Here is a 23,073-nt window from a genome sequence, read left to right as displayed (position 1 = left end):
GTCCCCATTCCTTATCTACGTTTTAATCTATACTGTCTAAATTAGACCAAAAATGAAGGAAAATGGATGCGGGTGCTGAAATTTGAATTAACTTATTTTATTTAAGTGATTTTGAGGAGAAGAATATGAAAATTTTAATCGTTGACGACAATCCTACCAACATTATTATTATTCGCGAAATATTGAAGAAGGAGGGCTACCGAAATACGGAGTCCATGAATTCGGCCGGAGAGATGCTGGCACGATTGGGATACTACGATGACGTTCCCCTTTCAAGTCCAGCCTCGAAGTCAGATGTGGATCTGATTTTATTGGATATGATGATGCCGGAGATGGATGGAATCTCGGCCTGCCGTCTGCTGCAGCAGAGAGAGAGAATGAAGGATATACCCGTCATTATGGTTACAGCGGTTGGCGATTCCAAGAAGCTGGCAGAAGCACTGGATGCCGGAGCGGTCGATTATGTCACGAAACCAATTAACAAAGTGGAGCTCATGGCCAGAATCCGATCGGCTTTACGTCTGAAGCAGGAGAAAGATTGGCACAAAGAGCGTGATCAAAGAATTCAGGAGGAGCTAAAGCTGGCTGCCTTGATACAAAACGCAGTGCTGAGCTCGCCGATTTCCGATCCGCTTTTCCAAATTGATGCACTATATAAGCCTTCCTTTGAACTGGCTGGCGATCTCTACTCATGGTATTCGCTAGGGGAGGGCAGATATGGCGTGATTTTGCTGGACATGATGGGGCATGGGATTTCTTCATCATTGTTCTGTATGTTTATTGCTTCCGTTCTGAAGGACACGGTAAGCACCTATGTGGAACCGGAGAAGGTCATTCAAGAGCTGAACCGGCGATTTAATATGCTCTATATTGACAATCAACTTGTGCAGTACTATTTCACCGCCATCTATCTGGTTATTGATACCCGCTACAAAAAAATAGATTATGTAAATGCAGGGCATCCTCCCGGTTTGTTCTATCAGGAGAACGGGGAAGTAGTGAAGCTGGGGACGGTATGCCCGCCTGTCGGTCTATTCGACAAAATTGAAGCACCTACACAGACGATTACGTATGAAGGAAACGGTCATCTGGTCTTGTATACCGACGGATTAACCGAAAGTGTCGAAGGAACCCAGGAAGAACAATTGGATTGGCTGGAGCGGCAGCTGGCAGGAGATCATGTGTTTCCTAAGGAAGATATGAGGGAGTTAATGTTTGCAGAGGAACAGCCTCAAGATCGTGAAGATGACAAATGTATGGTGTGGATTACATTAGAAGGAGGAAACGAGCAAGGATGAAGATAAGGAGTAAGCTTGTAATTGGCTTCAGTTCACTGATGGCCATTCTGCTTGTGCTGACATTTATCAGCTACGACAGATTGAAGTATATGAATGATGAACTGGATGTACTGTATTCAAACCACTATACCATTATTAAAGAAGCAACCAGTATGCGCGGCGAATTCAATGATGTAGCCCGCATTCTGACTAACCTTCTTCAGGAGCCTGAGGTCTCCTTTATAGAATCTCAGACTCCAAAGCTGGAAAGCAAGATGGAAGAAGCCTTCCGGTATTACGATTCGATCAGGAACAAGATGAGCGGAACCGATGAGCAGCGTTTGATTGGGGAAGTCGATAAGCAAATCGAACTTTTTACTGATTACAAGAACCAAGTCATCGCGTTGCTTCAGAAAGAGCAATATGAGCAGGCAATAAAGCTTCGCCTGGAGAACGGTCAAGTCATTCAAGATAATTTGCTGGATAAACTGAATGATATGAGAGACTTTTATGATGTGAAAATTGATGAAGCACTCGCTTCTGCAAATGCGGCGTATGATAGCTCCATTCAATTGACTACAGCTACGATGGCCGTCGGCCTGCTGCTTGGGCTTGCCATTATACTGTGGGTATTGCCAAGCATCGCCCGCGGGCTCGGCAGCGTGAACGCCATGATGCAGTATTTTGGCAGGGGCGAGCTTAGTGCAATTCAGAGGGTACCCGTGGGGACCGAGGATGAAATCGGAGAGGTAGCCGTGATCTTCCAGGAGATGTCTCAGGATCTGGAAGAGAAGCAGGCTGCTGAGCAGAAATATTTGGAGATGCAGCAAAATCAGGTCTGGGTGAATTCGAATTTGGCTCGGGTAACTGAACTGCTCCACGGTGTCAACTCATTGCAACAGGTCTCGCAGATGTTTATCAGTGAGTTTACTCCTGTGTTAGGGGCGCTGTATGGAGCCATCTATCTTAAGCAAGAACATATGGATCCGGACAAGCTTATGCTGATGGCTACCTATGGGGGACAAGGAGAGCTTGATGCGCCGCCGACCTTTCACACTGGCGAGGGCCTTATAGGTCAGGCTGCTCTGGATAAAAGACCGATTTCGTTAAATGAGGCTCCGGAACAGTATATCTCGGTTCGTTCTGCCCTTGGCGAAGCCGCTCCGAACCATATTCGAATTTACCCGGCGGTCTTTGAGGATGAAGTGCTGGCCGTGCTGGAATTTGCCAGCTTTGAGGGATTCTCCATTGTACAGGAGGAATTGTTAGCCGGGCTGGCAGCTAACCTGGGTATCATCCTGAACAATATTAACCGCCGGCTGCGTGTAGAGGAACTGCTCCGAGAATCGCAGGCGTTGACCGAGGAATTACAGGTTCAGTCGGAGGAACTCCAATCCCAGCAAGAGGAGCTGCGCAGATCCAATGAAAGCATGGAGAAGCAGACGGTGGCGCTCAAACGCTCGGAAGAGCTGCTCCAGCGTCAACAGGAGGAACTGGAGCATTTTAATACGGAATTAATTGCTAAGACAAGAGCACTTGAAGAACAAGTTCAAGAAGTGGAAGAGAAGAACAGGGAAATTGAGCAGACCAAGAGTGAATTGGAGCGGCACGCCGCCCAACTGGCAGTTACGAGTAAATATAAGTCTGAATTTTTGGCGAATATGTCCCATGAGCTGCGCACCCCGTTGAACAGCCTGCTGATTTTGTCCCAGCTTCTATATGAGAATAAAGAGGATAACCTATCCGAGAAGCAGATTGAATACGCACAGACGATTCATATGTCCGGTGCCGATCTGTTAAAGATGATCGATGAGATTCTCGATTTGTCCAAGGTTGACGCGGGAAAAATGGAGATCAGCCGGGAGACGGTGAAGCTGGAAGAAATGACGCGGTTTGTCAGCCAGAACTTTGAGCCGGTTGCATTGAGCAAAAATATTAAGCTGTATACCGAAGTGGAGAGCAGCGTCCCTAGGGAAATTGTGACTGACGGACACCGGGTGAAGCAAATATTGCGCAACTTGCTATCGAATGCGTTTAAGTTTACGACGCAGGGGACCGTATCGCTAATTATTCAGTCGGCAAGCAGAGAAGAGCTTCCCTACGGTCTGGACAAGGAGCGGGAATACTTGAAGCTATCGATCAAGGATACAGGTATCGGTATTCCTTCGGATAAGATGGATATCATATTTGAAGCGTTCCAGCAGGTGGACGGAACGACGAGCCGCAAATACGGCGGTACGGGTCTGGGGCTATCCATTAGTCAAGGCCTTGCCGGATTGCTGGGTGGAAGAATCGACGTCACCTCTATAGAGGGTGAGGGAAGTACCTTCAGCTTGTACTTGCCTAAAGAGGCGCCGTCTCATCTATTTCTGGCCGAGCAGGAGGCGGCCGTGACGACTAATCCGGCCGTGAGCTCGTTCTATCCTAAGAGCAGCTTTGCACGTCCTGTTGAGCATCCGGTTGTCATTGACAATCCGTTGGATGATGATCGCGACCAGCTTGGAGAAGCGGGCGGGAAATGGATGCTCATTGTCGAAGATGATATTCAATTTGCCAAGATACTGCTGGATATGTCCCGCGCACACGGCTTCAAGACGCTGGTGGCAGTTCAAGGGGATATCGGATTGAATATGGCCAAGGAATACATTCCGGATGCGATCATTCTGGATATTCAGTTGCCTGTGCTCGATGGCTGGTCGATCTTGAATGATCTAAAGGGGAATGCAGAAACCCGGCATATTCCAGTCCATGTGATTTCTGTCGTGGATGAGGCTAAGCATGGCTTGATGATGGGGGCGATTGCTTTCCTGAGAAAGCCGTCCGACCGCGAGCATTTGGAGCAGGCCTTTACCGACATCGAGTCCTTTACGGAGAAGAGCCTGAAGCATCTGCTGGTTGTTGAGGATGACGATGTCCAGCGTAATTCGATTATCGAACTGATCGGTCATGACGATGTCATCATTACGGCCGTATCAACCGGCGGCGAGGCGCTCAAGGAATTGCGCGAGAAGCACTATGACTGTATGGTGCTGGACCTTATGCTGAGCGATATTACCGGATTTGATCTGCTTGATCAAATTCGTGACGACGAGGATCTGCGGGATCTGCCGATCATTATTTATACAGGCAAGGATCTGGACAAACAGGAGGAGACCCGTCTTCGGAAATATGCGGAGTCTATCATTATTAAGGACGTAAAATCTCCGGAGCGGCTTCTGGACGAGACGACGCTATTCCTCCATCGCGTTGAGGCGGATTTGCCGGAGGATAAACGGCGGATACTGCAGAAGCTTCACAATAAAGAAGAACTGTTTGAAGGTAAAAAGATCCTGCTGGTGGATGACGACGTGCGGAATGTCTTCGCGCTCTCCAGTGTGCTGGAAGGATACCGGATGAATGTGATTTACGCTGAAAACGGTCGGGAGGCCATTGAAATGCTGCAGGAGAACGGGGATATCGATCTTGTCCTGATGGATATGATGATGCCGGAAATGGACGGCTATGAGGCGATGAGGCAAATCCGGCAAATGCCGGAATTCAGCAAACTGCCGATTATTGCCTTGACCGCGAAGGCCATGAAGGATGACCGCTTCAAGTGTATCGAGGCGGGCGCTTCCGATTACGTGAAGAAGCCTATACAGACCGATCAGCTTCTCTCCTTGATGCGCGTGTGGTTGTATTCGTAATGGAGATGAACGGGTAAAGGGTAGTAGCAAGAGAAAATCAATATCGGAGATGAATTTATGGCACCTAGTGATTTTTCGGATATAGATACATTCATACCATCGGTAGACAAAGAGGTAGAGCTTCTGGAGATCGAGCTGTTATTGGAAGGGGTTCACCGTCTTTATGGCTATGACTTCCGCAACTATGCTCTTCCTTCTCTGCGCCGGCGGATCTGGCACCAGGTGCATGCTGAGCATGTATTAACAATATCCGGACTTCAGGACAAGGTGCTTCATGATCGGGATGCTTTCGAAAGACTGGTATACAGCCTTTCGATCCCCGTTACTGAGATGTTCAGAGATCCTCCGCTGTTCAAAGCGTTCCGGGAAAAGGTCATTCCGATTCTCAGAACCTATCCTTATATCCGCATTTGGCATGCTGGTTGTTCTACAGGTGAGGAAGTGTATTCGACGGCCATCATTCTTCATGAAGAAGGGCTATATGAGAAATCCAGAATTTATGCGACGGATATGAATGCCAGATCGCTTCAGCTCGCCAAGGAAGGGATTTTCGGCATCCAGAAAATGAAGCAGTATACGAAAAATTATTTGGAGGCCGGAGGCACCCGTTCTTTTTCGGATTATTACTCGGCAAGGTATAATTCCGTCATTTTTAATCCGTTTCTTCGCAAGAACATGATTTTTGCGGAGCACAATCTGGCTACAGATCGCTCATTCAATGAGTTCAATGTCATTTTTTGCCGAAATGTGATGATTTACTTCGATGATGAATTGCGTAATCGGGTACATTCGCTATTTCACGAAAGTCTTAGTCATTTTGGCATTCTGGTATTAGGATCGAAAGAGTCTCTTCATTTTACAGAGTATTCAGATAGTTATGAGCCGCTGGACAGGGTGGAGAAGATCTATCGGAAAATAAAATGAACCCTACGGGAGGATGCCATGGAAATCCAAGAGTCCATTCATATCTTGCTGGTTGACGACCGTCCCGAGAACCTGATGGCCTTGGAAGCGGTTCTGGAAAGCGAGCATTACGAACTGGTCAAAGCAACCTCGGGCGAGGAAGCCTTGAGACGCCTGCTCAAGGATGACTTTGCTGTCATTGTACTCGATGTTCAGATGCCTGGACTGGATGGTATCGAGACAGCCAAGCTGATTAAGGCAAGAGACCGCACGAAGGACATACCGATCATTTTTATTTCAGCGAACAGCAAGGAAGCGGAGCATTTATTTGCCGGATACTCCGCGGGGGCTATTGATTATATGGTCAAGCCGTTTATCCCGCAGATTCTCCGCTCTAAAATCGATGCTTTTGTCGATATGTATTTGACGAACCAGCGTTTGAAGACCCAGAGCGCGCTGCTCCAGCAGAAGACGATGGAGCTTGAGCGAATCAATGAGGAGCTTGTCCAGGCCAAGGAAGAGGCTGAGATTGCAGCTAAGGCCAAGACGGAATTTCTGGCCATGATGAGCCATGAGATTCGGACCCCGATGAACGGAGTCATCGGAATGATCGATCTGCTCATGGAGACGGAGCTGAAGGGCGAGCAGATAGAGTATGCCGAGATTATCCGCAACAGTGCGGATACCTTGGTCGCCATTATAAATGATATTCTCGACTTTACGAAGATGGAGTCCGGCAAGATGGAGCTTGAAGAGACTCCGTTCGAGTTGAATTCCGTCATAAAGGAGGTCATTAACCTCTTTTCGGTGGAAGCGGGTAAAAAAGCCTTGGAACTGGTTCATTTCATTGATGACCAGGTCCCCCCGGTGTTGTTCGGAGATATGGGGCGGCTGCGCCAGGTGCTAATAAATCTGATTGCCAACAGTATCAAGTTCACCGATCAGGGCGGGATTTATTTGCTTGTTACCATGCATGAGACCCGAGAGAATAGCCATATTCTCGAGTTTACAGTAAAGGACACAGGCATTGGAATTGCTCCCGACAAGGTAGAGCGGTTGTTCCAGCCCTTCTCCCAGGTGGACTCTTCGATGACGAGAAAATATGGCGGGACAGGCCTGGGGCTTGCCATCTGCCAGACTCTTGTGCATCTGATGGGCGGAAGTATTCGGGCTGAATTGCTGGAAGAGAAGGGGGCTACCTTTGTATTCACCATCGAGGTATCCCGTTTTCAGGAAGAGACGGATGATTCCTCGTGTGCTGTGCTGGAGGCGGCTGTCGAAAGATCCTCTTCGCCCAAAAGCACGATGCTGGTTGTGGACGATCACCCGGTCAATCAGCGGCTTATGGTCAGTATGCTGCGCAAGCTGGGGTATGAGACCGAGGTCGCTGAAGATGGGCATCAGGCCGTTCAAATGGCCCTTGAGAGTGAACAGGGCTTCGATATGATCTTTATGGATTTGCAAATGCCGATTCTGGACGGGATTGGCGCTACGAAAAAGATTAGAGCCTATGCCGATCAGATGGTTTCGGGGAAGAGTCCGTGGATTGTAGCTATGACCGCGGATGTCATGGATGGTACCCGGGAGCGTTGTATTGAGGCGGGGATGAATGATTACATCAGCAAACCGTTAAAGCTAGGCTCTGTCAAAACTGTGCTGACTCAGTACAGCAATGCTTTTCAGGCAGAGGCAGGAATTGGTTGATTCAATTCCCTGCTTGGCGGGTTATCTATAAAGAAAACATATTTCAGGAGAGAGTGTCTATGAATATGAATAAAAATGAAAAGTTTACCGCTACGTCGCAAGTGGAGAATGGAACCTGCACCGTGTATCTGCGCGGTGAACTGGACCTGTCTGTTGCACCCGATTTTCGCCAGGTAATGGAACCTCTCGCTGTAAATGAGAAGCAGGACCTTGTGATGAACCTGAAGGATTTGAAGTACATCGACAGCACAGGCATTGGTATTCTGCTGTCCATTCTCAAGACAAGACATGGAATGGCCGCCGGATTTCTCGTAACAGAAGTACCCGATCAAATTCAGAAATTGTTCGATATGACAGGAATCGCAAAGTTCTTTGCCGCTCAGGAGAACACCCAATAGGAAAGGAAAGAGTCACATGATTGATGAGGTACAGAAGATAGTTATCAGTTTGCCGGCAAATGCAGAGTACGTCGATATCGTAAGGCTAAACCTGTACGGGATTGCATCAAAGATGGGTTTTTCTTACGAGGAGATAGAGGACATGAAGGTCGCTGTCTCCGAAGCGTGTAATAATTCCGTTCTCTATGCCTATAAGGATGGAGCCGGAATGATGGAAGTTGTCTTTGAAGTTCAGAATGAGGCATTGTCCATTACGGTCAAGGATGAAGGGGAGAGCTTTGAGTCGTGGGGAGAACGCTCGGCGTTGCATGACAAGAATCTTAGCGACGCGCAAATTGGTGGACTTGGCTTTTATTTAATGCAGGCACTGATGGATGACGTTTCAGTGGTGAACGAAGCCGGTAAGGGCACCAAGGTAGTTATGACAAGGCGCCTCGTGAAGAGTGAGGAAAGGGTATGACCGATAAAGTGACTCCCCCTGAGTCCATGAATGAATCAACCAGTCTGATCTGGGAATACCAGCAGACAAAGGACAATGAAATTGCTACCGTCCTGATCAAAAAATATGAACCCATGGTCAAGATGGCGGCAGGGAAAATCGCCCGCAACCGCCCGGATCTCTATGAGGACTTATATCAGGTGGGGCAAATGGCATTAATTCGTTTGCTTCAACAGTATGATATCGAGATGGGCATTCCCTTTGAGCCTTACGCCATGAAAAGCATGATTGGCCATATGAAAAATTTTCTGCGGGACAAGTCCTGGTATATCCAGGTGCCAAGGAGAATCAAGGAAAAGGGAGCGTTGGTTCAGCAGGCCATTGATGAACTAACCGTTAAGCTGGAACGATCGCCAAACGTGCAGGAAATTGCAGAATTTCTTGATCTGTCAGCTGAAGAGACTGTGGAGGTGCTGGCAGGAAGGGAATGCTATCACTACGTATCTTTGGACTCCCCGTTATCTCAAGAGGAGAGTGCCGCAACGCTCGGCGAATTGATCAGCTCCGAGGCGGATGATTACGATACGGTAGAAAAACGCATGGATCTACAACAGGCGCTTAGTCAACTAAAGGATCAGGAGCAGCAAGTACTTCTCCTTGCGTTCCAGGAGGGACAGTCCCAACGGGCCATCGCCCAGAAGCTTGGGGTCTCGCAAATGAGTGTATCCCGTATTCAGAAACGGGCAACCGAGAAGCTGAAACTGATCATGTCCAATTCTGAATTTACCTGAGGTGAGACTGGCTTTGGAGAAGATTAGCGCGCTGAAGCAAATCCCTACAGATCACGATTGGATATGGCTTGATCTCCAAGACCACGAGGGGGATTCCCCTGGGATTGAACAATTGCGCCGGGATCATCCGGATACCCGGACATGGCTGGATATAATTTCAAAGCAGGAGACCAATTATTTAACGGTTCGCTTCCCGGATGGCAGAGAACCTGTTCTGTTCGGTTCTCTGCTCTATACAAATTCCGAAGAAATGCAAGAAAAAGATTCTTGCCTGTTGCTTCATTTTTATGTCAACAAGGACAAGCTGATTACGATAAACCTGGATGGTGAGACAAGACGGCATCTGGAGCAGCAGGGTCATCTGAATATGCTGAAATCCGCCCCGCTTGCTGCAGAAGGACTGCTGGTCATCATTCGAATGCTGATGCATTATTTGCATTCCGGCATGGATCAATTTGAAAAGAAGCTGCGTGAAGTTGAAGAAACGATGCAGAAGAATAATCATAAATATTTGCTGGATCAAATTATCTCCGCTCGCTTTGAGCTCCTATACTGGTCGAATTTGTTCGTACCCTGCAGGGAAATCGCTACTGCAGTAAAGGAAGCCTATTTGAAGGAGATTGAAGAAAGTCCGATTTACCTGCGTTTTTTGTATCGGGGTAATCGGATGCAAGAGCTGGTTGAGCATTACGAGAAAGAGATGGATACCCTTATCTCGATTGATGATGCAGTGACTGCTTTCCGCGGTAATGACATCATGAAGACATTAACCATTGTGACCTCTGTCTTTACTCCTGCCACCGTTATCGGAGCGTTATGGGGAATGAATTTTAAGCGTCTTCCTTGGGACGACTTAGGGTCCTTCGGATTTGCGTTGATGTGCGGAATTATTTTGTTGCTTTCTGGAGGGATGTACTTCTGGATTCGAGCCAAGGGCTGGACCGGTGATTTGCTAAAAGCAAAAAGTAAAGACGAAAACGTATAAAAAACCTGAATCTCGCCTATGGCAGAGATTCAGGTTTTTTGCAATTACTGTTCCGGATCAACATGAACTCCCTGCTTGTGATCCTCGCTGGAGGTATGCATCTCCTCCATATCCTCACCTAATTGCTTCAAATCCTCCATATCATTCACCATGGAGCCATTCTCAGCGGTTTCGATGCTTTTATGCCCAGGATACTCTCCTTGATCAGCTTCACGAATCTGGCGCTCGGTATAAGCGCCGATCTCTTCCTTGCCTGGCTGTTTTCGCATCAGAGAGGCCTCCGTTTCATTGAAAATAGATTCAGGGGAGCTTAAGGCTGCGACTGAATGTAATCCTGTAAATTCTTGATGTAGTCACCGACCATCGGCAGATCCACAAATAGGGAGAGCAGCCACCCAAGCAAACCGAGAACAACAAAGGTGCCGATACTTAATCCCAACCCGCGGGACATGCCTGCCATAAAGTTAGAAATGACACGCTTTTTAGGATTCGTATAATTTTCGAGAATATCCTTGAATTCCGACTTTTCCAGCATATCGGCAATTTGATCCAGCCGTCCGTTCAGACGTTTGACTTCATGCCGAAGCTCAAAGGGGTGTTCTTTTGTATCATAGGGATTCAATTGGGCCATGGGATACCTCCTGGGCGGCAGATTTGCCGGTAAAATGATAAAGCGCCAGCCGGCAGCTGGCGCTTTTAAAGACAGCCCCGTTACAGGGAGTTAGATGATGAACCCAATTCGCGCTTGGTCTCGTCAGCCGTCTTTTTGGCTTCATCCTTCAAATCCTTTACCGTATCCTCTGTTTTCTCGGATACCTCCTTCGCTTCCTTCTTCACATCTTCCGTGACATCCGAGGAAGCCTCCTTCAGGCTGGATACGATTGAACTGGCACCGTCACTTACGGTCTTTGCCAGATCTGTTGTCTTGGACACGGCCGTCTTGGCCAAATCCGAGCCCTTATCATATGCTACCGCAGCCAGATCCTTCGTTTTGTCTGTTGCGACACTAATCTTTTCGGACAGGTCGCTGCGAAGCTCGCGTCCTGGCTTTGGAGCACACAGCAAGGCTGCGGCAGCGCCGAGCAAGGCACCGATAACAAGTCCTTTCGTGAAGGTTGCACTACTATGCACTGGATATTCTTTTTCCGCTTCGTTCATGAAAATCCGCTCCTTTTTTATATAAATTTAATGAATATAGCGCCTTGATATTTACAGGCTGTTACTTGGTATATAAACGTGAGGGAATAGGGTGAAACAAAGGGATGTGGCGATTGGAGGGGCGCTGTACTATACTGTAGTGACGGATAGTTAATGGAGTACATCACTGCAAAGAGGGGATTAGAATGACAAGGGAAGCATTGCTTGTGAAGGAATATCGCGGCGGCATGCTGGAGTGCATCCATAATGGACATATATGTATTGTTGATGAGCATGGAACCATAAGGAAACAGGCAGGAGATCCGCGCTTTCGGGTGTTTACCCGTTCGGCAGCCAAGCCGATTCAAGCGATACCCGGGATTCGCGCCGGGTTGATTCCGCATTATGGGTTAAATGAAGCTGAAGTTGCTATTATGACAGCCTCCCATCGCGCCCAGCATCACCATGTGGAGACCCTGGAGAGCCTGCTCCGGAAGACCGGCCTGCAGGAGCAGGGATTGGTGTGTGCTCCTGCCCTGCCGTTGGACAGAAAGGCACGGGCTCAATTGCTGCGTGACGGAGGAGATTCAAGAAAGCTGTATCATAATTGCTCCGGTAAGCATCTTGGAATTCAGGCCTATTGCAAGATGGCCGGCATGACGCAGGAACACTATAACGACCCCGCGCATCCGGTTCAAAGGGAAATATTGGCGGTGCTTGCGGATTTGGCTGATTATCCTGCCGAGGATATCCGGCTTGCCACAGACGGCTGTGGATTACCCGTATTTAATTTGCCGCTCTCCTCGCTGGCAACGGCATATATGAAGCTTGCCTGCCCGGACCGGATTGAAGATCCGCAGACGGCTGAGGCTGCCCGGTCGATCGGAGCGGCGATGAACAAGCATCCTGAGATGGTAGGCGGAAGCGGCCGTATTGATACGCTGCTGCTGGAGGACGATAACATCGTAGCCAAGGGCGGATTCAAAGGGGTCTATGCCTTCAGCTTGCGCAAAGAACGTCTGGGAATCGCCTTTAAAATCATGGACGGTTCAGAGGAGGAATGGGGTCTGATCGTGCAGGAAATCCTGCGGCAGCTGGGGTATCAAAATACCGTTACTCTTCAGCGCCTGAAAGAATCATTTAGCGGGATCATTCACAATGATGAAGGATGGGAGGTCGGGAGCTCGGAAGCGGAATTTTTGTTGGAATAGGGTAGTCAGCCATGTCTTGGATGCCTTGATTAACCGAACGGCGATAGGGGTAAAAACATATAAATCCCAGTCAGAGGTTAAAAGAGAGGTAGGAGGATCAGGATGATAAAAGTTGTAACTTCCGCAGAGCGCCATACGGCCAAAGAAGGCCCTGTTCATAGTGAATACAGCTTTTCCTTCGCCGACTATGACGACCCGGGGAATGCCCATTTTGGCTGTCTGCTGGTTCTGAATGATCATATGATGGCTCCTGGGCATAGCCTGGAGTCTCACTCTCATCAGGATCTGGAAATCGTAACCTACGTTCTTTCCGGACAACTGCTGCATAAGCTGGAGTCCGCAGGCAGTAAGGAATTGCTGGAAGAAGGAAGCTTTCAGGTGTTGAGTGCAGGGACGGGCGTAACCCACTCGGAGCATGCTCCCGTTGGCGGCAAGCCTGTGCGATATCTGCAGATGTGGTTCTTGCCGGAGGATCGCGGCTTGGCGCCAAAGTTAAGCCATAGATGCTTTCCGAAAGAGCAGCGGGTTGGCAGGGTGGAGCCTGTCATCAGCAGCGATGCCGGTACAGGAGAGAATCTGCAGATCCGTCAAGACGTCATGATCTATGCTCCGGTTCTAACGGATCAGAAGCCGGTCCATCTGTCACCGGACGGACGCCGGATACACCTGTTTTTGATAGCGGGACACGCAGACTTCAGTTGCGGCAAACAGACATTTTCTCTGCATCCTGGAGATGCGGCCCGCATTCAAAGTAAGGAAGAAATCAGTATCGGCAAAACAGGTGAAGACCCGGCTGAACTATTGATTATTGAGATGCCCTGACCGGGATGTTCGTCGCTTAAGCTTTGCTGTTATTTCGAAGATGACCAAGTTCCTGGGCCAGCGCCTCCACCTCGGAGATGCTGAGCCTTTCTTTGTTTATAACGAGCTCGTAAATATCCATAATGTCATCATATTGGCCAACATGGAAGGCGGAAGCGTTCATTGCAGCACCGGTTGCCATTTTCAGCTTGGTCTTGATGGCTTCAATCATATACTCCACATTTTCTTGGCTTCTCTGGCTTAAATCCATTCTTCACTTCTTCCCTTCATCGTATTATCCCGGCTATTGTACCATGTTATTGACTGAATCGCACAACCGATTGCTTTGCGGTCCCTAATCTCTTGCGATACAATCATACTATCTTACATATTGGAAAAGCTTGAGGAGAGGGGGAGAATATGCTGCTTGACGATAACCGCAAATTGTCAGCAACCGGCTCGGATTACAAAAGAATATCCGGAGACGAACTGGCGGACTTCTTTCAAGGAATAAGGCGGCGCCACCACGGAGAGCATGTCGTCTTTCTGTGTGTGGGAACCGACCGCTCCTCCGGCGATGCGCTGGGTCCGTTGGTAGGCTCGCGGCTTATGGAGCTTAGCTTCAACTATGTAATAGGAACCATGCCAAATCCCTGCGACGCGGCCAACCTGGAGCGTCTTATTCTCGATATTCCGCCGGAAAGTATTATTATTGCTATCGACGCTTGCCTCGGTTCCCCAGCCTCGGTAGGCTCCTTTCTTGTATCGGAGCAGCCGCTGTACCCTGCAAGATCCGTGGGGACAAAGCTCCCGGCGGTTGGCAACTACAGTGTGGCGGCTGTGGTCAATGTTAATAGTCCCAAGCCTTACTGGACGTTGCAGATGACTTCTCTTCATTTGGTTATGCAGATGGCGGAGCAGATTGCGCTCGCGGCCGCCAAAGGGTTTCAAAGAGGCTAATCAAGCTTAATGATATGGAAAAGAACCATATTAGAGGTAGTTCAAAAAGCCATCTTTTGATCACGAAGAATTTCAAGGGAGTGATTCGACATCGAATCTTGCGTTCACCCTCGAAGTCCAAGCGAATGCTTACGATGCATGCTTCCATTGGAAGCATTTCACTCCTGTAGGTTTTGCCTACACTCCGTTCCTCCTTCGTCGGGTTCTCGCAACCTTCTCGGTGCTGAAAAGCTGACTTTTTGAACACATGCTTTTAATAGTGCAAGTTGATCCGAGATGAATAGTAATTTAAAGGAAAGAAGGGCTCATAATGGAGAAAGTGACAGTTGGCAGCTTGACGATCGCTTATGAAGAGCAAGGAGAAGGAGAGGTTCTCGTCCTGTTGCACGGCTTCTGCGGAAGCTCGGCCTATTGGGAGAATGTCGCTCCGCTGTTGGCGGATTCCTTCCGTGTTATTATGCCTGATCTTCGGGGACATGGAGCTTCGGATGCGCCGCTGGGTGCGTATACTATAGAACAAATGGCGGACGATGTTGCCTTGTTGCTGGAAGAGCTTGGCGTGGAGAAATATGCGGTGCTCGGCCATTCAATGGGCGGATATATCGCTCTGTCACTGGCACAACGTTACAACAGCCGTCTCAGCGGTTTTGGCCTTGTTCATTCCACCGCATATCCGGACAGTGATGAAGCTAAAGAAAAGCGCGTAAAGGCCATAGCGACCATTAACTCCGAAGGGATTACCCCCTTTATTGACGGGCTGGTTCCCGGTCTGTTTGCTCCGAAGTCGCTGGATAAGCTGTCTGCGGCTGTTGACCGTGTGAAGGAACTTGGCTATAAAACACCGCCGCAAGGAGCTGTTGGAGCGGCGATGGCGATGCGTGAACGGGAAGACCGCAGAGATGTGCTCTCCTCTGCTCCGATTCCGGTGCTTCTTGTTGCCGGAGGGAAAGACGGCATTATCCCTCCGGAAAGAACTTTCACAACAGATAAAGAGCATGTTACCAAGGCAGTTATTCATGAGGCTGGACATATGAGTATGTATGAAGAACCGCAGCGGCTCGCCGATATCATCAGGGAGTTTGCGAGCGGGCTTCAATAAGTGCCGATTTTGGGAGGATGGACAGCTTATGCTGCGCAAGGACTATCTGGTTCGTATGATTGAAGAAATGACGGAAATGATCGGAAAGATATTTGACCTGAAGCAGCAGCGTAAATGGATCGATGCCCTCTGGCAGATCGATGATCTGTATCGGCGTTTGTTCAGACTTAACTCGGACCTGATCGGAGGGCTGTCTGCCAGAGATCTTGTTGAACTGATGAGATCGGGAGGATCCGTCGAATCCGATAAGCTGCAAAGCTTGGCCAAGCTGGTCAAGGAGGAGGGCGATATCCTTCTATCCTCCGGAGATCCTGATCAGGGAATTCGCAGACAGATCAAAGCCCTTCATCTTTTCCTGGCTGCCAGCCAGTACGGTACCCAGCGGGAATTATGGAATCTGGAGGCTTCTGTAGACGACCTGCGCATTCTGCTGAAGCCTTATGTGCTGCCCGTTGATACTGAACGGCTGCTTCTGGACTATCAGGAGGAACTTCGCAGGTATGATCAGGCGGAGGATACACTTTATCGGTTATTAAAGAGCAAGGCCATCACCAAAGAGGAAGGCATCCTCTTTTACCGGCGACTCTCTCTCCTCTCTCCGGAAGAACTGATCCGGGGAGGGCTTCCGCCGGAAGAGGTGCAAGAGGGAGAACTGGCCTGGCTGGCCGCCTGGGAGCATCAAGTGTAAGAGAAAGCGAGCGTGATATGATTGGACAAGCTGATTGAATTATTAGAGCATACGGACCAGCAGGGGCATTTGATTACGGCTATATTAAGCCAGCAGCGCAAAGCTGATGAGGAGAGCTACACCAAAGTCGTCATTAAGCCCGTCCTGCTGAAGCAGAAGCTGAATTACCAATTGACTTATCATTATAAAAACAAGGTTACTCATGAGAATATTCCGGCAGGCTCATTGAGCAGACAGGTAATGCCGTTATTCGAGCAGACCTTCCGTCAAGCGCAAATCTATACGTCTGAAGCTGATTACCAGATCCTGATCAGCAAAAAATACAAGGTTTCCATCCTTAAAAAGCAAGCTACTAAAAAGCCCGGGGAGCTTACCCATAACCGGACCAAAAGGTATATCCTCGATGAGGGTATACCTGTACCCTTTCTTGTAGAATTGGGGATCATGAATTCGGAAGGCAAAGTGCTTGCCAAGAAATATGACAAGTTTCGTCAAATCAATCGCTTTTTAGAAATGGTTCAGGATGTGCTCCCTCATTTACCGGCCGACCGTCCGCTAACTATCATTGATTTCGGCTGCGGCAAGTCCTATCTGACTTTCGCCTTATATCATTATTTGTCGATCGAGTTGAAAAGAGAATTGAATATTGTCGGACTCGACTTGAAAGCGGATGTCATCGAACATTGCGGATCGCTGGCGAAAAAGCTGAATTATCAAAACTTGAAGTTTCTTGTCGGCGATATTGCGGACTATGATGAATTAGAGCGGGTAGATATGGTTGTTACGCTGCATGCCTGTGACACGGCAACCGATGCGGCACTGGAAAAGGCAATCCGCTGGGACGCCTCCGTCATTCTCTCGGTACCATGCTGTCAGCATGAGTTGTTCGAGCAGGTTCAGCAGCCTGTATTAGACCCGTTGTTGGGGCATGGCATTCTCAAGGAACGCTTCTCGGCACTGGCAACCGATGCGATTAGGGCCAAGCTGCTTGATCTGATGGGCTACAAGACGCAGCTGCTGGAGTTCATTGATATGGAACATACCCCGAAAAATATATTGATCCGTGCGGTTCGATCGGAAAGCGGAGACCGCGACAGATTATGGCAGGAATACATGGTGTTCCGGGATTTCCTCGGGGCTTCCCCCTATTTGGAACGGGCCTGCCGCGATTTGCTTCCCATGATGTAATTGTCATCGGGCATAGGAATCTGGTTAAGAGATAATCGTTACCAGGATGCCGGCTCATGCCGCTACTTGCAATCATTAGAGGATCCCGGTTTGTTCCGGGAGCAGGAAGTCAACACTTATAGTGTTGGCTTTTTTTGCGTGGTTTCTGAAATAAGGTGTGAGAAATGGGAGGGAATAAAGATGGGGACGGGAGAGGGCGGATGGGCTGTTGCGGGGTTAAGATCCGTACTCGTATTTACTCTGCTTGCCACCTGCGCATTGGGCGGAATGTTCTTTCTTGAGGATAGCGCGACCCTTCTGCTTATAGCCTTCTGGATGACAGGGATGACAATCATTATTGCGCTTAGGTGGATTCAAAAAAGCTCGAGAGTATCTCCAAAAGTTCGCCAATCCGAGCCGATGACGGCTCCTTTGCGTCAGGCGGCTCCAGTTCCAGCTGTTCTGGCTCCAACTGCTCTAGCTGTTCTTTATATCTTGCACTTGGGCCTCGAACCTGCTTCTGTACAAGCGACTATTTTGTCCGCGGTATTCTGGCTGTTCGCGTCGGGTTATGCAGCCGCGTTACAGGCAGCCTCTTCCGGAGGAAGAAGGGCTGCCCGCTTTCTGGAGTCCGGCTGGCTGCTGGCCACGGGCCTGTTGGCGCTTGCGTCACTGGCCGTCGTCTATGGCTGCCTGCCGTGGCCTGGCGCGATCCTGCGCACAGCGGATCGCGAGGTGGCTGCTGCCGGGGCAAGGCTTGGCGGTCTGCTCCAGTATCCGAATACGTTCGGAGCCGTGATGGGAGCTGCGCTGCTGGAGCGGTTGACCGCCCTTGCCGCCTTGCCCCGGCAGGCCTTCAGCCGCGCGGGACGCTGGCAGGGGCAGCGAGCCGGTGCCCTGGCACCGGCCTTTGCGCTGTGCCTGCTGCTGACGGAGTCGCGCGGCGCCTTCGCGGCGCTTGCGGCGGCCTGGGCCGTCGCCGCCCTCCTGCTGCGCCGCGGGGAGCGGCTGCGCTTCGCCCTGCACAGCGCGGCTGCCCTTGGCGCCGGCGCTCTGCTGGCGGCGCCGCTCATGCGTGCGGGCTTGGCCCCGCCCGCACTGCAGGGCCTTGCGGCCCTTGCCGCCGTCCTCGGCGGCTGGGCCGCAGTCAGCGCAGCGCTCGCCGCCGCAGGCCCGCGCGCACTGCGCTGTATCACCGGCAAGCGCTGCGCTGCCGGTGTTGCCGCCCTCGCCGCAGCCGCAGGCCTGCTGGCGCTGGCGGCGGCACGGCCCGCCGCGCTGCAGGCGTTGCCGCAGCGCCTTACGGGCGCCGCGACGCTGCTCGCGCGCGGCGACATGTATGCCGATGCCCTGCGGCTCATCGGCGGTGCGCCCTGGCTCGGCCAGGGCGGGGACACCTGGCGCAGCGTCTATCGCAGCGTGCAGAGCAGCCCATATACGGGCAGCGAGGTGCACAGCGGCTATCTCGACCTGCTGCTGGATCTCGGGCTTGCAGGCCTGCTGGTGCCGCTCGCCTGGATCATCCCGGCTCTGCGCTCCGCCTTCCAGAGCCGCTGCCGGCTGCTGCCCAGCGTCTTGCTCCTCCTGCTTCACAGCCTCATCGACTTCGACCTTAGCTATGGTCTGATCTGGCTTCTGCTCATCTGGCTGTTCCGCTGGGCCAAGGCCGAGGCCCCAATTACTTCATCGAAAGAAACTTCGTTACTGCCACAGAGGTGGCGACGCCTGCTCACGCATTCGTTAATGTATCGGCTTGTCCTGCTGGCTCATTCCCGAAGTATTCGCTTCTTTCGTATTCTGCTGCCCGGCGCCGCTGTACTGGTGTTGCTCTGCGCCGCCGTCTTGTGCTTTGGACAAGCAGTGAGTCTGCGGCGGGAGCAACTGGCTCTTGCCATAGAGGCTCAGCATCCACGAGAAGCAGAGAAGCTGCTCCGGCAGGCGAGCGCCTTGGCTCCCGCAAGGCCCGGGCTGTACCTTGCCCTTGCTGCACGCTCCGATGCGGAAGGCGCCGCCGTCTGGCTGCAGCGCGGACTCAGCTATGAGCGAGGGCAGCCGGAGCTTGAACTGGCGCTTGGCAAGCTGCTTGCCGGGAGCGGAGATTTGGCCGCTCTGGAGCATCTGCGGCGGGCAACGGAATTGAATCGCTATAGTAATAAGACATGGGTTGCCGCACTGTCGGAAGCCTCCCGGCTGGCAGAAATGACGATGGCAGACCGGGAATCACAGCAGCAGGCTGCCTGGCAAGCGCTCACCGCAGGAGCGGAGCTTTACGATCGTTATTTGGAATTCACAGCGGGAGGGCCCTGGCGGAGAAATGATCTGGATTTCGGAAGAGAGGAGACAGTGGCACGGCTTGGCGAGCAGTTTCGGAGAATGAGAGAGTCGCTGCCGGCTTTACGAATGAGTCCCGGTTCAGATTCCGCCAGTCAGCCTGGTCCGCATTAGCCGCCAAATGCGGACCGGAAGGCTTTGGATAGATTCTCTCGGTCCACCTGCCACAGCTTGGCGAGCTCTGCACTAACGGCTTCATCCCACCAGTCGGCGAGCAGCCGCCGATTGCTTATATTTTCCGCGATCCATAGCAGATTGCCGATGACCTTGCGGTAATATAGAGCTTCTCCTTGCTGAATACGCTCCTCCGGAATATAAGTGTCCAGCCGCTTGATTGTGCGATACAGCTCCTTGCTGCAGCTGCGGCGGATTTTTCTGGGCGTGGGCAGCGGTGAAGTGTGTTTCCCGGGTTTGGGCATCATCTTGCTTCCCTCCTTCTCTTCAGCATATGCCTCTGAATGTTGAAAGGGCACATTCCCTCAAGCTAAATGGGATTCGTTTGCTTAAGTAGAATGCATGTCCCGGGCTGTGATAGAATAGACTGGTGAAAAAGGAAATCAGGGAGCGGGGCAATCGCAGTGGAATGGATTAATCAAGTGATTAGCGTGCTGTTGGAGTGGATTCAGCAGATGGGGTATTTTGGAATTATGTTCGGACTGATGATTGAAGTCATTCCGAGCGAAATTGTTTTGGCTTATGGCGGCTATTTAGTCTACGGCGGGTATATTAACTTTATAGGGGCTGTCATCTTCGGTGTCGTCGGCGGCGTGATTGCTCAAATATTTATTTACTGGATCGGGCGTTATGGAGGAAGACCCATTTTGGAGCGCTACGGCAAATATATTTTAATTCAAAAGAAGCATATCGATGTCTCGGAGACATGGTTCGAAAAATATGGTCCTGGCGTGATCTTTACGGCTAGATTTATTCCGGTGGCCAGACATGCGATCTCTATTCCCGCCGGGATGGCCAAGATGCCTTTGGGTAAATTTGTCGCGCTGACAACGCTCGCGGTTATTCCTTGGTCCGTGTTGTTTGTCTATCTGGGACTCAAGCTGGGTGAAGGCTGGCAGCATGTAGATGAAAAGGCTGGCCCGCTTGTTATTCCGATTTTGCTGGTTGCCGCGGCATTGTTCATTGTGTATATTCTCGTAAAATGGTACGGAGCTTCAAAAAAGAAAGGGGATGCCTAATATGAGTGTAAATGTTGCGTATAAGTTCGGAGCTGGAATAACGCCTCTTCAATTTATGGAGGGCATGCAGAAGAATAAGGAGGCTTTTCAAGCCAATTATGACAAATTTGCTTGGCAGAGTGAAGAAGACCTTGTCTTTTTTGAGGGACTGCAAGGCAAGAGTAATTTGCGCGTACTGATTCTTGCCGCGGATTGGTGCGGGGATGTGGTGCGCAGTGTACCCGTCGTCTTTCAAGTGCTTGAAGCTTCGGGCTTAACGGTGGAGGTATTTATTCTGGAGCAGCATCAGGACCTTATGGAGCATTTCCTGACGAACGGAGGACGTTCCGTTCCGATCATCATTTTTGCCGACGACCAGGGGCAGGTACTGGGCCAATGGGGGCCAAGACCGGAGCATGTACAGGCGCTGATGATTGAGTTCAAGCGTCAGAATCCCGACCGGGAGGCACCGGATTACGATGTGAAGATCGGCGAAGTCCGGAAAGCGATGGCTGTGAAGTATGAGGAAGGAGCCGGAGTGAACGGATCGGTCGTAACCGAATTGCGCAAATTGATCTCCGGGTTAATCTAGCATGTTGAATGTAGAGAGCTTTTCGCTTGGCCCGCTCCAGACCAACGCCTATCTGATCTATGGAGAGGATAAGCAGAAGGCGATTATTATCGATCCTGGCATGAACCCTGGCGCTCTGATTAAGCGGATCAAGGATATCGAGATAGAAGCAATTTTACTGACGCACGCCCACTTCGACCATATTGGAGGAGTGGACGAAATCCGGAAGCTGAAAGGCTGTCCGGTTTACCTCCATCCTTCGGAAGCGGAATGGCTTACAACCCCTAAGCTTAATGGCTCCCTGCTCTGGCCTAATGTAACCGTTCCGATCGCGACGACTGAGGCCGAGTATGATCTGGGGCAAGGTCAGAAGCTGAAGCTGGCGGGGCATGAGTTTACAGTATTTCATACACCGGGACATTCCCCTGGGGGTGTAAGCTTCTTGTGCGGAGAGCATTTATTCTCGGGTGATTGCCTGTTCAAAATGAGCATTGGCCGTACCGATCTGCCAGGAGGCAGAGAGGCGGACTTGTATAACTCGATCAGAGGCACATTATTCAAATTTCCTGAGGGCACGAAGGTCTATCCTGGCCACGGCCCAACGACGACGATCGGGTTTGAGAAGCAGAACAATCCTTATGTATCTTAAGCTTTCTCGACGGGTATTCTGCATTTACAACAAATTTCTGTGCAAAAAATGCAAAAAGGCTGGACAAGCTGTCAGCGCTTTGCTAATATTTAATCATTAATTAATTGTAACCTTTGCGAAGCACGCAAGCTGCGGCCTGTCCCGGTTTGCGTTCTTTTTTTTGACTAGTTGCCCTTCTTTATTTTTTTTAGTAGGATTATATAATAACTTTAAGAGGTAGTTCTGAAAGTCATCTTTTGATCGCGAAGTAGATCATGAAGCAGACTCGACGTCGAATCTTGAATTCAGCCGGGCCGTCCGAGCCATTGCTTGCGGGGCATGCCTTTCCTTTGAAAGCATTTGACTCACGCAGGTTTTGCCAAGCGCATGCTTCCGAAGTTGTTTTCTTCGAAAACGTGTAGCTCCGCTGCTCAGTCCTGGCTTTATCCAATCTTCTCGGCGCTGAAAATCTGACTTTTTGAACACTCATTTTAATTTCAGGGAGGAAGACGATGCTACAGTTGGGAGAAAAGATTGTATTCGTCGGTGATGCCTTTGAGCAGAATCTTCCTGTTGGGGAATATGGTTACGTGATTGCTTATGACCGTAATCCGGATAATGCTTTTGATTATGTGATCCGCTCTCCGAAGACAGGACGGAACTATTATGTTCCTGCCGAAGATGTCGAATCGGAAGCAGTGCTGATAGAATGGGAAGCAGAACGGGCGCTGCAGGAAGCGTTAATTGATTACGCATTGGCTACGCATAACGAGAAGCTGTTTCTGCATGTGTTAAATGGTGAAGACCATGATGTGGATGAGCAGAAGGAACCAACAAAGGAAGCTATGTCTACGGCAGAGTTTATTAAGCAAGTTAATCTGCGGGCATGGATATAGAATTGAAGCTTCTAATATGATGAATGGGGCCCTTTCAAAGTCACGTGGGTGACGAAGGGGCCCCTATTCTATACATATAATTCGTTCCACCCAGCCACGTCGGCGCAATTTTAATGCCTTTTGGCACTTAAATAAGCTCAGCCTGGCCCCGGCAGCGAATTTTAATGCCTTTTGGCACTAAAATGTGCTCGGCCCGGCTCCAGCCGTGGATTTTAATGCCTTTTGGCAC

The 23,073-nt window shown here is 50.2% G+C and carries 24 protein-coding genes; 19 read left to right on the top strand and 5 right to left on the bottom strand.

The window, feature by feature from the left end:
- The first annotated feature begins 125 nt into the window (after nucleotides 1-125).
- From KQJ23_RS07030 to KQJ23_RS06995, 8 genes are read left to right on the top strand one after another with little or no spacing between them, the layout of a single operon-like run.
- Nucleotides 126-1,298 (top strand): SpoIIE family protein phosphatase, encoded by a 1,173-nt coding sequence (locus KQJ23_RS07030; protein WP_216478150.1) that lies wholly within the window; start codon nucleotides 126-128, stop codon nucleotides 1,296-1,298.
- Nucleotides 1,295-4,963, top strand: a complete 3,669-nt coding sequence (locus KQJ23_RS07025) for a response regulator (RefSeq protein WP_216478149.1) — start codon at nucleotides 1,295-1,297, stop codon at nucleotides 4,961-4,963. The genes KQJ23_RS07030 and KQJ23_RS07025 overlap by 4 nt, the downstream gene beginning before the upstream one ends.
- Before the next feature lie 57 nt (nucleotides 4,964-5,020).
- Nucleotides 5,021-5,887: a CheR family methyltransferase gene (locus KQJ23_RS07020; RefSeq protein ID WP_216478148.1), complete on the top strand. Its 867-nt coding sequence runs from the start codon at nucleotides 5,021-5,023 to the stop codon at nucleotides 5,885-5,887.
- An 18-nt stretch (nucleotides 5,888-5,905) separates the two neighbouring features.
- On the top strand, nucleotides 5,906-7,570 hold the full coding sequence (locus tag KQJ23_RS07015; protein WP_216478147.1) for a response regulator: 1,665 nt from the start codon (nucleotides 5,906-5,908) through the stop codon (nucleotides 7,568-7,570).
- 59 nt (nucleotides 7,571-7,629) lie between these two features.
- Nucleotides 7,630-7,968 carry an STAS domain-containing protein gene (locus KQJ23_RS07010; protein ID WP_216478146.1) on the top strand — a complete coding sequence of 113 codons (339 nt, stop codon included), beginning with the start codon at nucleotides 7,630-7,632 and terminating at the stop codon, nucleotides 7,966-7,968.
- A 16-nt stretch (nucleotides 7,969-7,984) separates the two neighbouring features.
- Nucleotides 7,985-8,428, top strand: coding sequence for an anti-sigma B factor RsbW (rsbW, locus tag KQJ23_RS07005; protein ID WP_216478145.1), 444 nt, complete (start codon nucleotides 7,985-7,987; stop codon nucleotides 8,426-8,428).
- Nucleotides 8,425-9,198, top strand: coding sequence for a sigma-70 family RNA polymerase sigma factor (locus KQJ23_RS07000; protein WP_216478144.1), 774 nt, complete (start codon nucleotides 8,425-8,427; stop codon nucleotides 9,196-9,198). Before rsbW ends, KQJ23_RS07000 begins: the two co-directional genes overlap by 4 nt.
- 13 nt (nucleotides 9,199-9,211) lie before the next feature.
- Nucleotides 9,212-10,183 (top strand): magnesium transporter CorA family protein, encoded by a 972-nt coding sequence (locus KQJ23_RS06995; protein WP_216478143.1) that lies wholly within the window; start codon nucleotides 9,212-9,214, stop codon nucleotides 10,181-10,183.
- Nucleotides 10,184-10,227: 44 nt separating this feature from the next.
- Here KQJ23_RS06995 and KQJ23_RS06990 read toward each other — a convergent pair whose 3' ends face one another.
- The 3 genes from KQJ23_RS06990 to KQJ23_RS06980 form a co-directional block, all read right to left on the bottom strand.
- Complete coding sequence (locus KQJ23_RS06990; protein WP_216478142.1) at nucleotides 10,228-10,452, bottom strand: hypothetical protein; 225 nt, start codon at nucleotides 10,450-10,452, stop codon at nucleotides 10,228-10,230.
- A gap of 41 nt (nucleotides 10,453-10,493) precedes the next feature.
- The gene (locus KQJ23_RS06985; protein ID WP_212939846.1) at nucleotides 10,494-10,814 is read right to left on the bottom strand and encodes a DUF5665 domain-containing protein; all 321 of its coding nucleotides are present in this window, start codon (nucleotides 10,812-10,814) and stop codon (nucleotides 10,494-10,496) included.
- 80 nt (nucleotides 10,815-10,894) lie between these two features.
- On the bottom strand, nucleotides 10,895-11,341 hold the full coding sequence (locus KQJ23_RS06980; RefSeq protein ID WP_216478141.1) for a YtxH domain-containing protein: 447 nt from the start codon (nucleotides 11,339-11,341) through the stop codon (nucleotides 10,895-10,897).
- Nucleotides 11,342-11,526: 185 nt separating this feature from the next.
- Here KQJ23_RS06980 and KQJ23_RS06975 point away from each other — a divergent pair, with 185 nt between their 5' ends.
- Both KQJ23_RS06975 and KQJ23_RS06970 read left to right on the top strand, forming a co-directional pair.
- Entirely contained in the window at nucleotides 11,527-12,531 is a 1,005-nt protein-coding gene (locus KQJ23_RS06975; protein ID WP_216478140.1) for an asparaginase, read from the top strand.
- 102 nt (nucleotides 12,532-12,633) lie between these two features.
- Nucleotides 12,634-13,353: a pirin family protein gene (locus KQJ23_RS06970; protein WP_216478139.1), complete on the top strand. Its 720-nt coding sequence runs from the start codon at nucleotides 12,634-12,636 to the stop codon at nucleotides 13,351-13,353.
- 16 nt (nucleotides 13,354-13,369) lie between these two features.
- Here KQJ23_RS06970 and KQJ23_RS06965 read toward each other — a convergent pair whose 3' ends face one another.
- A complete protein-coding gene (locus KQJ23_RS06965; RefSeq protein WP_216478137.1) occupies nucleotides 13,370-13,603 on the bottom strand; it encodes a DUF1128 domain-containing protein in 234 nt (77 codons plus the stop codon).
- A 149-nt stretch (nucleotides 13,604-13,752) separates the two neighbouring features.
- Here KQJ23_RS06965 and yyaC point away from each other — a divergent pair, with 149 nt between their 5' ends.
- The 5 genes from yyaC to KQJ23_RS06940 all read left to right on the top strand — a co-directional run bounded on the left by yyaC (nucleotide 13,753) and on the right by KQJ23_RS06940 (nucleotide 19,691).
- A complete protein-coding gene (gene yyaC, locus KQJ23_RS06960; protein ID WP_216478135.1) occupies nucleotides 13,753-14,292 on the top strand; it encodes a spore protease YyaC in 540 nt (179 codons plus the stop codon).
- Nucleotides 14,293-14,602: 310 nt separating this feature from the next.
- Nucleotides 14,603-15,391 carry an alpha/beta fold hydrolase gene (locus KQJ23_RS06955; RefSeq protein ID WP_216478134.1) on the top strand — a complete coding sequence of 263 codons (789 nt, stop codon included), beginning with the start codon at nucleotides 14,603-14,605 and terminating at the stop codon, nucleotides 15,389-15,391.
- 28 nt (nucleotides 15,392-15,419) lie between these two features.
- A complete protein-coding gene (locus KQJ23_RS06950) occupies nucleotides 15,420-16,079 on the top strand; it encodes a DUF6483 family protein (protein ID WP_216478132.1) in 660 nt (219 codons plus the stop codon).
- A 21-nt stretch (nucleotides 16,080-16,100) separates the two neighbouring features.
- Entirely contained in the window at nucleotides 16,101-17,267 is a 1,167-nt protein-coding gene (locus KQJ23_RS06945; protein WP_216478130.1) for a class I SAM-dependent methyltransferase, read from the top strand.
- 180 nt (nucleotides 17,268-17,447) lie between these two features.
- Complete coding sequence (locus tag KQJ23_RS06940; protein ID WP_346779359.1) at nucleotides 17,448-19,691, top strand: tetratricopeptide repeat protein; 2,244 nt, start codon at nucleotides 17,448-17,450, stop codon at nucleotides 19,689-19,691.
- Here KQJ23_RS06940 and KQJ23_RS06935 read toward each other — a convergent pair.
- Nucleotides 19,688-19,999, bottom strand: a complete 312-nt coding sequence (locus KQJ23_RS06935; RefSeq protein WP_430522287.1) for a dehydrogenase — start codon at nucleotides 19,997-19,999, stop codon at nucleotides 19,688-19,690. The two genes, KQJ23_RS06940 and KQJ23_RS06935, sit on opposite strands and share 4 nt — an antisense overlap.
- Nucleotides 20,000-20,155: 156 nt before the next feature.
- On the opposite strand from KQJ23_RS06935, the gene uptA reads away from it, so the two are divergent.
- The 4 genes from uptA (at nucleotide 20,156) to KQJ23_RS06915 (ending at nucleotide 22,844) form a co-directional block, all read left to right on the top strand.
- Nucleotides 20,156-20,770 carry an undecaprenyl phosphate transporter UptA gene (gene uptA, locus KQJ23_RS06930; protein WP_216478127.1) on the top strand — a complete coding sequence of 205 codons (615 nt, stop codon included), beginning with the start codon at nucleotides 20,156-20,158 and terminating at the stop codon, nucleotides 20,768-20,770.
- A 1-nt stretch (nucleotide 20,771) separates the two neighbouring features.
- A complete protein-coding gene (locus KQJ23_RS06925) occupies nucleotides 20,772-21,341 on the top strand; it encodes a thioredoxin family protein (protein ID WP_216478125.1) in 570 nt (189 codons plus the stop codon).
- Between the two features lies 1 nt (nucleotide 21,342).
- Entirely contained in the window at nucleotides 21,343-21,969 is a 627-nt protein-coding gene (locus tag KQJ23_RS06920) for an MBL fold metallo-hydrolase (RefSeq protein ID WP_216478123.1), read from the top strand.
- A gap of 491 nt (nucleotides 21,970-22,460) precedes the next feature.
- Nucleotides 22,461-22,844 (top strand): hypothetical protein, encoded by a 384-nt coding sequence (locus KQJ23_RS06915; RefSeq protein ID WP_044482212.1) that lies wholly within the window; start codon nucleotides 22,461-22,463, stop codon nucleotides 22,842-22,844.
- Nucleotides 22,845-23,073: the final 229 nt, after the last annotated feature.

Origin of the sequence: Paenibacillus brevis, assembly GCF_018919145.1 — a bacterium.
Lineage (GTDB): Bacteria > Bacillota > Bacilli > Paenibacillales > Paenibacillaceae > Fontibacillus > Fontibacillus brevis.
Note: the sequence above shows the minus strand (reverse complement) of the source record. Positions and strands in the feature narration are given on the sequence as shown.

Excerpts from the sequence above, each read along its gene's own strand:
- KQJ23_RS07020 (WP_216478148.1), top strand. The coding sequence starts at position 5,021 with ATGGCACCTAGTGATTTTTCGGATATAGATACATTCATACCATCGGTA.
- KQJ23_RS06965 (WP_216478137.1), bottom strand. The coding sequence starts at position 13,603 with ATGGATTTAAGCCAGAGAAGCCAAGAAAATGTGGAGTATATGATTGAA.
- KQJ23_RS06955 (WP_216478134.1), top strand. The coding sequence starts at position 14,603 with ATGGAGAAAGTGACAGTTGGCAGCTTGACGATCGCTTATGAAGAGCAA.
- KQJ23_RS06980 (WP_216478141.1), bottom strand. The coding sequence starts at position 11,341 with ATGAACGAAGCGGAAAAAGAATATCCAGTGCATAGTAGTGCAACCTTC.
- KQJ23_RS06970 (WP_216478139.1), top strand. The coding sequence starts at position 12,634 with ATGATAAAAGTTGTAACTTCCGCAGAGCGCCATACGGCCAAAGAAGGC.
- KQJ23_RS06950 (WP_216478132.1), top strand. The coding sequence starts at position 15,420 with ATGCTGCGCAAGGACTATCTGGTTCGTATGATTGAAGAAATGACGGAA.
- KQJ23_RS07030 (WP_216478150.1), top strand. The coding sequence starts at position 126 with ATGAAAATTTTAATCGTTGACGACAATCCTACCAACATTATTATTATT.
- yyaC (WP_216478135.1), top strand. The coding sequence starts at position 13,753 with ATGCTGCTTGACGATAACCGCAAATTGTCAGCAACCGGCTCGGATTAC.
- KQJ23_RS06985 (WP_212939846.1), bottom strand. The coding sequence starts at position 10,814 with ATGGCCCAATTGAATCCCTATGATACAAAAGAACACCCCTTTGAGCTT.
- KQJ23_RS06915 (WP_044482212.1), top strand. The coding sequence starts at position 22,461 with ATGCTACAGTTGGGAGAAAAGATTGTATTCGTCGGTGATGCCTTTGAG.
- KQJ23_RS06925 (WP_216478125.1), top strand. The coding sequence starts at position 20,772 with ATGAGTGTAAATGTTGCGTATAAGTTCGGAGCTGGAATAACGCCTCTT.
- KQJ23_RS07000 (WP_216478144.1), top strand. The coding sequence starts at position 8,425 with ATGACCGATAAAGTGACTCCCCCTGAGTCCATGAATGAATCAACCAGT.
- KQJ23_RS06990 (WP_216478142.1), bottom strand. The coding sequence starts at position 10,452 with ATGCGAAAACAGCCAGGCAAGGAAGAGATCGGCGCTTATACCGAGCGC.
- rsbW (WP_216478145.1), top strand. The coding sequence starts at position 7,985 with ATGATTGATGAGGTACAGAAGATAGTTATCAGTTTGCCGGCAAATGCA.
- KQJ23_RS07010 (WP_216478146.1), top strand. The coding sequence starts at position 7,630 with ATGAATATGAATAAAAATGAAAAGTTTACCGCTACGTCGCAAGTGGAG.
- KQJ23_RS06975 (WP_216478140.1), top strand. The coding sequence starts at position 11,527 with ATGACAAGGGAAGCATTGCTTGTGAAGGAATATCGCGGCGGCATGCTG.
- KQJ23_RS06920 (WP_216478123.1), top strand. The coding sequence starts at position 21,343 with ATGTTGAATGTAGAGAGCTTTTCGCTTGGCCCGCTCCAGACCAACGCC.
- KQJ23_RS06935 (WP_430522287.1), bottom strand. The coding sequence starts at position 19,999 with ATGATGCCCAAACCCGGGAAACACACTTCACCGCTGCCCACGCCCAGA.
- KQJ23_RS06940 (WP_346779359.1), top strand. The coding sequence starts at position 17,448 with ATGGGGACGGGAGAGGGCGGATGGGCTGTTGCGGGGTTAAGATCCGTA.
- KQJ23_RS07025 (WP_216478149.1), top strand. The coding sequence starts at position 1,295 with ATGAAGATAAGGAGTAAGCTTGTAATTGGCTTCAGTTCACTGATGGCC.
- KQJ23_RS07015 (WP_216478147.1), top strand. The coding sequence starts at position 5,906 with ATGGAAATCCAAGAGTCCATTCATATCTTGCTGGTTGACGACCGTCCC.